The organism is Pseudomonas sp. TWI929 (assembly GCF_039673335.1).
GTDB lineage: Bacteria > Pseudomonadota > Gammaproteobacteria > Pseudomonadales > Pseudomonadaceae > Aquipseudomonas.
The window spans coordinates 1-11,259 of record NZ_JBDJLK010000124.1 but is presented as its reverse complement, the minus strand read 5'-3'; the positions used below and the strand labels follow the sequence as shown (position 1 = coordinate 11,259).

Annotated in this window: 8 protein-coding genes; all 8 read right to left on the bottom strand. The window is 64.9% G+C overall.

Features of this window, described 5'->3' with window-relative positions; genetic code table 11:
• Positions 1–111 precede the first annotated feature (111 nt).
• A complete protein-coding gene (locus ABE456_RS26945) occupies positions 112–480 on the bottom strand; it encodes a hypothetical protein (RefSeq protein ID WP_003252539.1) in 369 nt (122 codons plus the stop codon).
• A complete protein-coding gene (locus tag ABE456_RS26940; protein WP_346646636.1) occupies positions 477–815 on the bottom strand; it encodes a helix-turn-helix transcriptional regulator in 339 nt (112 codons plus the stop codon). Before ABE456_RS26940 ends, ABE456_RS26945 begins: the two co-directional genes overlap by 4 nt.
• A gap of 144 nt (positions 816–959) precedes the next feature.
• On the bottom strand, positions 960–1,400 hold the full coding sequence (locus ABE456_RS26935) for a YkvA family protein (protein WP_346646635.1): 441 nt from the start codon (positions 1,398–1,400) through the stop codon (positions 960–962).
• Between the two features lie 296 nt (positions 1,401–1,696).
• Positions 1,697–2,461: an FKBP-type peptidyl-prolyl cis-trans isomerase gene (locus ABE456_RS26930; protein ID WP_346646634.1), complete on the bottom strand. Its 765-nt coding sequence runs from the start codon at positions 2,459–2,461 to the stop codon at positions 1,697–1,699.
• Between the two features lie 255 nt (positions 2,462–2,716).
• The gene (pcaQ, locus tag ABE456_RS26925) at positions 2,717–3,649 is read right to left on the bottom strand and encodes a pca operon transcription factor PcaQ (RefSeq protein WP_346646633.1); all 933 of its coding nucleotides are present in this window, start codon (positions 3,647–3,649) and stop codon (positions 2,717–2,719) included.
• 148 nt (positions 3,650–3,797) lie between these two features.
• Positions 3,798–4,160 carry a nitrite reductase small subunit NirD gene (gene nirD, locus ABE456_RS26920; RefSeq protein WP_346646632.1) on the bottom strand — a complete coding sequence of 121 codons (363 nt, stop codon included), beginning with the start codon at positions 4,158–4,160 and terminating at the stop codon, positions 3,798–3,800.
• The gene (nirB, locus tag ABE456_RS26915; RefSeq protein ID WP_346646637.1) at positions 4,160–6,676 is read right to left on the bottom strand and encodes a nitrite reductase large subunit NirB; all 2,517 of its coding nucleotides are present in this window, start codon (positions 6,674–6,676) and stop codon (positions 4,160–4,162) included. The genes nirD and nirB overlap by 1 nt, the downstream gene beginning before the upstream one ends.
• A 340-nt stretch (positions 6,677–7,016) precedes the next feature.
• Positions 7,017–11,042 (bottom strand): bifunctional nitrate reductase/sulfite reductase flavoprotein subunit alpha, encoded by a 4,026-nt coding sequence (locus ABE456_RS26910; protein WP_346646631.1) that lies wholly within the window; start codon positions 11,040–11,042, stop codon positions 7,017–7,019.
• Between the last annotated feature and the right edge of the window lie 217 nt (positions 11,043–11,259).

Here is an 11,259-nt window from a genome sequence, read left to right as displayed (position 1 = left end):
TCCCGTCGTTCGTTTTTTTAGTGGGGAACCTCCTCTCCCCGGGGCTCGCCGGCGCCCCCCCCCCCCCGACGCAAGGCCGCTCCTACAGAGGACCGCGTCACCGCTGACCGGTCAGGCCGTTTCCGGGTAGCTGTACTCGAACACCCGGACCACCTCGGAGGCATGCCACGATGCCGCCTCCATGCCATCGACCGGCCCGGTGAAACGCCCCAGGCGCTCCACGCATTCGAAAAAGCCGGTACGCGGCAAACGGCTGGCGCCCTGGCTGATCACCAGCGAGCTGCGCAATGGCTGCTCGGCACGGGCGTCCAACACCGCCAGGTACTCCAGCGCGGCGGTCAGCGTCTGCATGGCCGGGCTGGGCAATTGCAAGCGCTCGATCAGCGCTCGGTAAGTCAGCAAGTGACGTTGACGACGGGCCAGGTCAAGCTCGCCCAGCAGGTTATCCCAGTGCTGACGGCTGATCCTGACCTGGCTCATGATGGCTCGCTCCAGCCAGCCACCCCCAAATGCCAGGCCAGGGCGCGGCGGATGGCTGCGTCCGGTTGCCGTTCGCCCGATTCGATCATTGCCAGGTAAGCCGGGCTCACCCCGACATTGCGCGCCAGTTGCTCAGGGGCAATGCCCTTGGCCTGGCGAATCTGCGCCACTTCACTGAACGCCGGCAATGGCGCACTGGCAGTGGCACTGCTCGCTTCACTGGCAACCGCCTCTGCTGGCGCCTGCCCCGCTGCCTTGAGCAACGCCTGGTACTGCTCCCAGGGAACGACGGCGTACTCGGGTTGACCGTCCCGGCTAATGACCTGAATACCCATTACAAAACCCCTCAAAAAGGATTACAGCATGTAATCCGTAGGCATAACCCTTATGCCAATTATATTACCAACTCTGGGGTCTGTGCAGTTGAGGCGCAATTGTGCTGCAGTTGAGCTCCAATTGAGCAGGAGTTCAAGCCAGTTTCACGGCGTATTGCGCTCCAAACGCAGCGCTTCCGGCGTGGCTGGCAAACGCTCCACCACGCGCAGCCGTTCAGGCGCCTGCTTGTCGCGCCAGGCCTTGAAGCGCGCCAGCTCGTCGGCCACGGTCTTCAGCACCCAACCCAGTACGGCGATGTCGTCGAGGAAGCCCACACCCAGCAGCCAGTCGGGGATGGCATCGATCGGGCTGACGAAATACAACAGGCCGGCGACGATGGTGACCAGCGCCTTGGGGCTGATGGCGCGGTATTCGCCGCGCCACCACGCCAGGCACAGCGACTGCAGCAGCTTCACGTCCTCGCGCAGTTGGCCGAGCCTTGGGCCCTTGCGGGCTACCGCGAACAGCAGGGCCGGCAACCGGCCACGGCTGAGCAAGCGCTCGGCCAAGGGCAAGAAACGGGTGAAATTCCAGGGTGCGCTCATGGAGCCTCCGAGAGGGGAAAGGTTATCCACATTTATTGTGGATAACCTTGTGAACAGGGCGACGTTTCGGACCCCAGGTGCCTGCCAGGCAAGGGCCCCGGTCAGATCGGGCGTTTTTTACACAGTCGTTTCATACCGTGGTTACCTAAGCCGCAAACGATTTGCGTCAGAAGCATCCTACTGCTTCACGCTACTTTTCCTCGGACAGTATCAGCAGTTGCAGGTTCGTCCAACCACCGGCCGCACAAACGAAAACGCCCCGTCATGACGGGGCGTTTCATGTGGGCCAGCCAGTGTTACTTGGCAGGCGCTTCGGCTGGGGCTTCAGCAGGGGCTTCGGCGTCCGGCTCGGCGCCTTGCAGCTGGGCCTGGTCCTTGATGGCGATCAGCTCAAGGTCGAACACCAGTACCGAGTTGGCCGGGATCAGCGGGCTTGGGCTCTGTGCGCCGTAGGCCAGTTCAGCCGGGATGAACAGCTTGTACTTCTCGCCGACGTGCATCAACTGCAGGCCTTCGACCCAACCTGGGATCACGCCGCTGACCGGCAGGTCGATCGGGCTGCCGCGCTCTACGGAGCTGTCGAACACCTTGCCATCGATCAGCTTGCCTTCGTAGTGGACGGTAACCACGTCAGTCGGCTTTGGCTGCGGGCCGTCGGCCTTCTTCACCACTTCGTACTGCAGGCCCGAGGCAGTGGTGACCACGCCTGGCTTCTTGGCGTTTTCTTCGAGGAACTTCTTGCCGGCGGAGGCGGCTTCTTCGCTGGCCTTGGCCAGGCGCTCTTCGGCACGCTTCTGCAGCGAGGTGAAGGCTTCTACCAGCTCTTCGTCCTTGATGCGCTGCTCTTTCTTGCCAACGGCGTCTTCGATGCCGAGGGCGACTGCTTTCGAATCAAGGTCTTCCATGCCTTCCTGAGCCAGGCTCTTGCCCATGTTCAGGCCGATACCGTAGGAGGCTTTCTGTGCCGGAGTCTTCAGCTCGGGGCTGCTGGCTTGTTGATCACAGCCAGCCAGTACCAGGCCTACCAGGGCAACCGCAGCCGCCAAACGATGCTGTTTCATGCTATTTCCTTGTTCATGCGCCATAAGGGCAATCAGGGTAAAGCCGCGAGCTTAGCAGGCGGCCATGACCAATGGCTACCGGCATAGGAGCGGGTTTTGATAAGGAAGTTCAGTAGTTAAACGGTTATTCATCCAAGGGATTGCAGCCACTGGCCAGTATTGACCCGTTGTGCCACTTTTGCGCGGTTTTGCCGGGGATTTATTTCGCTGGATTCTGAGCAACCTGCATCGGCCCTATCGCCGGCAAACCTGCATTCAAGGGTAGTTGCCCTCACGGTACTCCCCTGCCACCTCGCGCAGCACCTCGCACACCCACTGCCCCGGCAGGCTTTGCGCCAAGGCGGCATTACGGCAAATGCCAACCGAACCACCCGGCTCGCGCACCCCCAGGTCGAGCTCGACCAGTTCGCCACGGCGCAGGTCGAGCAACACCGCATCGCGCGGCGCCACCCATACCGCATCGCTGCCCAGCAGGTAGCGGCGGCTCAAGGCCAGGGACAGGGTTTCCAGGCGTTGCGCCGGCATCTGGATGCCGCATTGCACGAACAGGCTGTCGGCATGCTGGCGAATGGTGGTGCCCGCAGGCGGCAATACCAGCGGGTAATGCCCCACCTGGGCACGCTCCACCGGCGTGCTGGCCAGCAGCGGGTGGCCCGGCCGCACCACCAGGCTCATCGATTCGCTGTACAAGTGCTCGAACGACAGGCCCTGGATCTGCGGGCTGTCGGTCATGCGCCCGACCACCAGTTCCAGCTCGCCCAGGTGCAACTGGCCGAGCAGCTGGGCGCTGACCCCGGTGACCACACTGATCAGCAGCGCCTCATGCCGCTGGTGCAGGCGGCACAGCACTTCAGGCATGAGCAGGCCTTCGACCGTGGACAGCACGCCGATGCGCACCTGCGACGGCGCCCGTGCTTCGCCACGCAGGCTGCTGACGCCGTCGCGCAGGGCCTGCACGCTGGGCCCGGCATAGCGCATGAAACGCGCCCCGGCCGGGGTCAGTTCGACGCCCTGATGGCTGCGCGCGAACAGCCGCGTTTCCAGCAGGTCTTCGAGTTCCTTGAGGGTCTTGGAGATGGCCGGCTGGCTGATCGCCAGAATGTCGGCAGCCCTGGCCAGGCTGCCCTGCCGGGCAATCTCCAGGAAGCACAGCAGGTGGCGGTACTTGATGCGGGTGTCTAAGTTCATGCAGCAAGCTTACCGCAATGCCGCTTGCAGATAACCTGCACGGGCCTCTTCGCGGGTGAACCCGCTCCCACAGGAACCCGCACAACCTTCCAGGCCCTGTAGGAGCGGGTTTACCCGCGAAGAGGCCCGTGCAAGCAGCAGATGAATATCAGGCCACTGCCAGTTCTACCGCCTCACCATTCAACCGCACCGGCCACACCCGCAAACGCTGCCCACCATCCTCCAGGCACTCTCCGCTCTGCAGGCTGAAATGCTGCTTGTACAACGGCGCCGCCACCACCAGCTCGCCCTGCACACTGCCCACCAGCCCGCGGCCGATGATATTGGCGCCGGAGCGTGGGTCGCGGTTGTCCACCGCGTACAGCGGCTGGGCCTGCCCCGGCAGGTAGAACAGTGCCACCTGGGCACCGTCGAGCCACACCACCACCCCGGAGTCGGCCACCAGGTCTTGCGCCTGGCATACCGCCTGCCAGTTCACTTGGGTTTTCACAGCAGCATTGGACAGGTTCATCAGATAGCCTCCTCGACAGTGGGGATCAGGTGCAGCGGTGCAACAGGCCGGCGTTGCTCGCGTTCGCGCACGAAGTGCACGTCCGGGTCGGCGCGCTGGTCGTTGACGAAAGTACGGAAGCGCTTGAGCTTCTCGGGGTCATTGAGGGCGTTGGCCCACTCGCATTCATACTGGTCGACCACATGCTGCATCTGCGCTTCCAGCTCGCTGGCGAGGCCCAGGCTGTCGTCGATGATCACCTGTTTCAGGTAGTCCAGCCCGCCCTCCAGGTTCTCGCGCCACACCGACGTGCGCTGCAACTTGTCGGCGGTGCGGATGTAGAACATCAGCACGCGGTCGATCAGGCGCACCAGGGTTTCGTCGTCGAGGTCGGTGGCGAACAGCTCGGCATGCCGCGGGCGCATGCCGCCGTTGCCGCACACGTAGAGGTTCCAGCCTTTGTCGGTAGCGATCACGCCGATGTCCTTGCTCTGCGCCTCGGCACATTCGCGGGTGCAGCCAGACACGGCGAACTTGAGCTTGTGCGGGCTGCGCAGGCCCTTGTAGCGGTCTTCCAGGCGCAGGGCCATGCCCACGCTGTCCTGCACGCCATAACGGCACCAGGTGCTGCCGACGCACGACTTCACCGTGCGGGTCGACTTGCCGTAGGCGTGGCCAGTTTCGAAGCCGGCCTCGATCAGCTCGCCCCAGATCAGCGGCAGCTCGTGCAGCTGGGCGCCAAACAGGTCGATGCGCTGGCCACCGGTGATCTTGGTGTACAGGTCGTACTTCTTGGCTACCTGGCCGATGACGATGAGCTTGTCGGGGGTGATTTCACCACCCGGGATGCGCGGTACCACCGAGTAGGTGCCGTTTTTCTGCATGTTGGCCATGAAGGTGTCGTTGGTGTCCTGCAGCGGTACCAGCGCCGGGTCCATGATTGGCTGGTTCCAGCACGAGGCAAGAATGTTGCCCACCGCCGGCTTGCAGATGTCGCAGCCAACGTGGCCCTTGCCATGGCGTTCAAGCAGTTCGCTGAAGGTGCGGATGCCCTCCACCCGCACCAGCCCGTACAGCTCCTGACGGGTGTAGGCGAAGTGCTCGCACAGGCTCTTGTCCACTGCCACGCCGCGGGCAGTCAGCTCATGCTCGAACACCTGCTTGAGCAAGGCTGCACAACCGCCGCAGCCGGTGGCGGCCTTGGTGCAGCCCTTGACGGCGGCGAGGTCGCTGCAGCCACTGTCGATGGCGGCGCAGACCGCGCCCTTGCTGACGTTGTGGCAGGAGCAGATGGTCGCGCTGTCGGGCAGCGCGTCGGCGCCCAGGGCCGGCGCACCGCCACTTTGCGGCAAGATCAACGCCGCCGGGTCGGCCGGCAGGGCGATGCCGTTCTGGGCATACTGCAGCAAGGTGTCGTAGTAGCTGTTGTCGCCGACCAGCACCGCGCCGAGCACGTGCTTGCCGCTGGCATCCACCACCAGTCGGCGGTAAGCACTGTTGGCCTCGTCGATGAAGCGGTAGCTGCGTGAGCCTGGGGTGGCACCGTGGGCATCGCCAATCGAGCCGACATCCACGCCCAGCAGCTTGAGCTTGGTCGACATGTCGGCGCCAGTGAAGGCCACCGCCGCCTCGCCCATCAGCAACGCCGCCAGGTTACGCGCCATGCTGTAGCCCGGGGCGACCAGGCCGAACACGCTGCCGTTCCACGATGCGCACTCGCCGATGGCGAAGATGCGTGGGTCGCTGCTGCGGCAGTGGTTGTCGATCACCACACCGCCACGTGCAGCGATGTCCAGGCCGCTGGCACGGCCCAGGGCATCCTGCGGGCGGATACCGGCGGAGAACACGATGAGGTCGGTTTCCAGGTGCTCGCCGCCATCGAAGTTCATGCGGTAGCGGTAGGCTTCACCGGCGCTGATCGACTGAGTGGCGCGCGACAAGTGCACGCCCACGCCCAAGGCTTCGATCTGCGCCTTGAGCGCGGCACCGCCCTCGCCGTCCAACTGGACCGGCATCAACCGTGGGGCGAATTCCACCACGTGGGCTTCCAGGCCCAGCGACTTGAGGGCGTTGGCCGCTTCCAGGCCGAGCAGGCCACCGCCCACCACCACGCCACGGCGGGCATTGGCTGCGGCAGCACGAATGCCATCGAGATCGTCGAGGGTGCGATAAACCAGGCGGGCATTGCCGCTGGAGCCTTCGATCGGCGGCACGAAGGGGTACGATCCGGTGGCCAGCACCAGTTGGTCATAGCCGTAGCGGCCCTCGGCGGTGACCACCTCGCAACGTTCGCGATCGATTTCCAGCACCGCTTCGCCGAGGTGCAGGTGCACGCCGTTGGCGTTGTAGAAACCGTGTTCGCACAGGGCCAGGGTTTCGGCACAGCTGCCGCCGAAGTATTCGGACAGGTGCACACGGTCGTAGGCGCGTTGGCGCTCTTCGCCGAACACCCGCACGTCGAAGCGCTGCAGGGCGCCGCGGCTGACCAGTTGTTCGACGCAATGGTGGCCGACCATGCCGTTGCCGACGATGACCAGTCGCTCTCGTTGCCCGCTGCTCGCTGTTGCCTACATAAGCCGATCCTCGATCAAAAAAAAAGCGCCTGGAGCCGAAGCTCCAGGCGCCTTTGCCTGTATTCATCACGGTAGGGGGCCCGGGTTGATCGCCGTTGATCAGTGGGCTTTGTTGTATCTGGGGTAAAGCAGGGACTGTGCCAATTGGGTTGCCTGTACCGGCCTCTTCGCGGGTAAACCCGCTCCTACAGGGATTTCCACAGGTTTCCAGACTTGCACAGTACCTGTGGGAGCGGGTTTACCCGCGAAGAGGCCGGCACAGACAATGCACATTCACAGTGCACATCAACCCATCCCGGTGCACTCAGTACACATCCCGCCGATAGCGCCTGGCTTTGCCCAAGCCTTCGACATAGGCCGCCGCAGCCGCCGCATCCATACAGCCATGCTCGGCCACGATCGCCCGCAACGCCGCATCCACATCCTTGGCCATGCGCTGAGCATCACCACACACATAGAAGTAAGCGCCCGCCTCCAGCCACTGCCACAGCTGCGCGCCCTGTTCGAGCATGCGGTGCTGCACATAAACCTTTTCGGCCTGGTCCCGCGAAAACGCTGTATCCAGCCGCAAGTGCCCTGCTGCCTGCCAGGCCTGCAGTTGGTCCTGGTAATAGAAATCGCTGGCCGCGTACTGCTCGCCAAAGAACAGCCAGTTACCCCCTTTTGCCCCCCGTGCTTCACGCTCTTCGAGGAAGGCACGGAACGGCGCAATGCCGGTGCCGGGGCCGACCATGATCACCGGCACGCTGTCGTCCTCGGGCAGGCGGAAGTGCTTCGACACCTGCGGGAAGATCGCCACCTTAAACGCCTGCACACGGTCGGCAAGGAAGCTTGAGCACACACCTTTACGTTCGCCATAGCGCACCGTCGATACGGTCAGATGCACCTGGTCCGGGTGTGCCAGCGGGCTGGAACTGATCGAGTAGAGGCGCGGCTGCAACGGTTTGAGCAGCTCCAGCCAGCTGGCCAGCGGCAACTGCTGGGGGAACGCGCGCAACACATCGACCAGCTGCCGGCCCCACAACCAGTCCTGCAGTTCGGCCTTGCACTCGGGCTGCAGCAGGCGTTGCAGGCCCGGGGCATTGTCGGCAAATGCCTGCAACTGCTGCGCGGTAACCTTGGCGATTTCCAGGTGGGTTTGCAGGGCTTCGGCCAGCGGCATGGCGGGCTGGCCTTTCAGCTCTACCATGGCCAGGCCATCGAGCTGCATCAGCGCCAGCAGTTCGTCGACCAGCGCCGGGCAGTTGCGCGACCACACGCCCAGGGCATCACCGGCGGCATAGGTAAAGCCGCTGCCGCTCAGGTCGAAGACCAGCTGGCGGGTTTCCTTGCTGGCACCCGGGCCGTTGAGCAGGCGGTTCTCCAGCAAGGTAGCGGCCCAGGGTTGCTGCTTGCTGTAGGCCGCCACAGGTGCCGGCTCGCTGAGCGGCAGCGGCGCATCGGCGCTGCCCAGGGTGGGCAGCAGCGCGTCGAGCCAGGCGGCGAAGGCGTCGTCGAAGTCCGGTTCGCAATCCACCCGCTGCAGCAGGCGCCGGCCACCCAGCTCGGCCAGGCGCTGGTCGAGCTTGCGGCCAAAACCGCAGAACTGGTCGTAACTGGAGTCGCCGAGGGCCAGCACAGCATAGGGCAGCTCGGCGCAGTGGGCGCCCTCCTCACCCTGCAAGGCCTGCCAGAACGTCGCCGCGCTATCAGGCGCGTCGCCATCGCCAAAGGTACTGGCAATCAGCAGCACGCTAGCCGCACCCTGCAGCTGGTGCGGGCTGACCGCCTCCATGCAGCTGAGTTGCACGTCGAGGCCAGCACCGCGCAGGCGTTCGGCACAGCGTTCGGCCAGCAGCTCGCCGTTACCCGTCTGCGAGGCCCACAGCACTTGGTGCCGTGGCGTTGCCTGCGGCGCAATGGGCAGCGCCGCAGGCTGGGCGAACAGCCCGGCCAACAGGCCATCGATGAACAGCCGGCGGTTGGCGGCCAGCGGCGCACCGGCCGGCAGGCTGGGCACCCCCTCGGCGCGGCCCTGGTCCAGGCCCAGCAGGAAGCCTTGCAGGTAGTGGCGCTCTTCCTCGGCCAGCACCGGAGCCGGCAGGGTATCCAGGCCAAGCAGACGGGACAGGGTGGCAGTTGGCATGCGGGCGGGCTCCGGAATGGCAGTGTTCAGTTCAAGGGCTTCGATGCGCTCGCCTGCGACCCGCTCCAGGGCCACGGCGCAGTGTTTGAATGCAGGCTGCAGCGACAGCGGGTCGACCGCGTCGCAGGTCACGGCGTTGATCGCCAGCTGCTCGCCGAACAGGTCGTTCCAGTGGAACGGCGCAAAGCAGTTGCCTGGCATGACCCGCTCGCTGATGCGCGCTGGCAGCACGGCTTGACCGCGGCGCGAGCGAATGGCCACCTGGTCCTTTTCAGCAATGCCTAGCCGGGCGGCATCGTCGGGGTGGATTTCAACGAAGGGGCCGGGCTCCAGCTTGTTCAGCGCCGGCACCTTGCCGGTCTTGGTCAGGGTGTGCCACTGGTGCTGTACGCGGCCGGTATTCAGCACCATGGGGTAGCCGTCATCCGGCAGCTCTGGTGCCGGCAACCACGGCCGGGCGAAGAAACGCGCCTTGCCGCTGGCAGTCGGGAAGGCCAGCGCCGGGTGCTCTCCCTGGGCGCTCTGCAGCAGCGTCTGGCTGCTGCCGTCGTTAAGGTAGCGCAACGGGCTGCGGTCGCTGTCACGGCCTGGCGCGCAAGGCCACTGGCGCGGCTGCTGGCGCAGTTCGGCATAACCGATGCCACGCAGGTCGTAACCGGTTGCGGGGTTATGGAAGCGGCGGATTTCTTCATACACCGCTTCGGCATCGGGGTAGTCGAAAGCGTCGGCGTAGCCCATGGCGCAGGCGACCCGGGCGATGATCTGCCAGTCTGGCAGGCTCTGCCCGGGCGGCTCGACGGCACGTGGCATCAGGGTGAGGTTGCGCTCACTGTTAATCATCACGCCTTCGCCTTCAGCCCACAGCGCGGCCGGCAACAGGATGTCGGCGTAGCGGTTGGTTTCGGTGTCGAGGAAGGCGTCCTGAGTAATCACCAGCTCGGTCTGGCGCAGGCCATCGATCACCTGCTGGCGGTTGGCGACACTGGCCACCGGGTTGCTGCAGATAACCCAACAGGCCTTTACCTCGCCGCTTTTCATCTGTTCGAACAGCGCCACCGTGCCCTCGCCGCCTTCGCTGCGCAGGCTGCCCGGGGGCAATTGCCATTGCTGCTCGACGAAGGCGCGGTCTTGCGCCACCAGGGCCGAGCGCTGCCCGGGCAGGCCAGGGCCCATGTAGCCCATCTCGCGGCCGCCCATGGCGTTGGGCTGGCCGGTCAGCGAGAACGGCCCACTGCCGGGGCGGCAGATGGCACCCGTGGCCAGGTGCAGGTTGCAGATGGCGTTAGTGTGCCAGGTACCATGGATGCTCTGGTTCAGGCCCATGGTCCAGCAGCTCATCCAATCGTTGGCAGTGCCAAGCCATTCTGCTGCCTTGATGATGTCGGCCTCGGCCAGCCCGGTGATGGCGGCCACGCGCTCGGGCGTGTAGTCATCGAGGAAGGCCGGCAGTTCGTCCCAACCCTCGGTGTGGCGGGCGATGAAGTCGGGGTTGGTGTGACCATTACGGTGCAGCAGATGCAACAGGCCGTTAAGCAAGGCCATGTCACTGCCGGGGCGCACCTGCAGGAACAGGTCGGCCTTGTCGGCGGTGGCGCTGCGCCGTGGGTCGACGACGATCAGCTTGGCCCCGGCCTTGACCCGGTCGAGCAGGCGCAGGAACAGGATCGGGTGGCAGTCGGCCATGTTGGCGCCGATCACCAGAAATACCTCGGCGTGCTCGAAGTCCTGGTAGCTGCCGGGTGGGCCATCAGCGCCGAGCGACAGCTTGTAGCCACTACCGGCGCTGGCCATGCACAGGCGCGAGTTGGACTCGATGTGGCGGGTGCGAATGAAGCCCTTGGCCAGCTTGTTGGCCAGGTACTGGGCCTCCAGCGACATCTGCCCGGACACGTACAGCGCCACGGCGTCTGGGCCGTGCTGGTCGATGATGCCGCGCAGGCGTACAGCTGCGGCGGTAATGGCTTGGTCCATGCCGGTGCGCGCCGGCTGCTGGCTGCGCTGTTGACGCAGGTAGGCGTTTTCCATGCGCCCGGCGGCGCTCAGCGGCAAGTGTGCGGTGAGGCCTTTGGTGCACAGGCGGCCGTAGTTGCTGGGGTGCTGCTTGTCGCCGCTGATCTTGCCGACCTTGCCATCGGCAACGCTCATGACGATGCCGCAGCCAACGCCGCAATAGGGGCAGACGCTGCGTACTTCGCTATTGGCCATGGGCGGGCTCCTGTTGGAACGCAAAAAGGCGCCGGTTGCCCCGGCTTGCTGAGCAAGCGGGGCAACACGGCGCCTTTGTCGTGAGGTTTTGCGGGCTGTCGACGTTGATGGCCCGGGTTGGGGTAAGTCAGCAATTAATGGGCCAGCTGTGCCGGCCCTTTCGCGGGTAAACCCGCTCCCACAGGTACATCACTGCCCTCAGGCCTTGTGATATCCC

Coding starts and splice junctions, on each gene's coding strand:
- ABE456_RS26910 (WP_346646631.1), bottom strand. CDS start 11,042: ATGGCCAATAGCGAAGTACGCAGCGTCTGCCCCTATTGCGGCGTTGGC.
- ABE456_RS26935 (WP_346646635.1), bottom strand. CDS start 1,400: ATGAGCGCACCCTGGAATTTCACCCGTTTCTTGCCCTTGGCCGAGCGC.
- ABE456_RS26945 (WP_003252539.1), bottom strand. CDS start 480: ATGAGCCAGGTCAGGATCAGCCGTCAGCACTGGGATAACCTGCTGGGC.
- ABE456_RS26940 (WP_346646636.1), bottom strand. CDS start 815: ATGGGTATTCAGGTCATTAGCCGGGACGGTCAACCCGAGTACGCCGTC.
- pcaQ (WP_346646633.1), bottom strand. CDS start 3,649: ATGAACTTAGACACCCGCATCAAGTACCGCCACCTGCTGTGCTTCCTG.
- nirD (WP_346646632.1), bottom strand. CDS start 4,160: ATGAACCTGTCCAATGCTGCTGTGAAAACCCAAGTGAACTGGCAGGCG.
- ABE456_RS26930 (WP_346646634.1), bottom strand. CDS start 2,461: ATGAAACAGCATCGTTTGGCGGCTGCGGTTGCCCTGGTAGGCCTGGTA.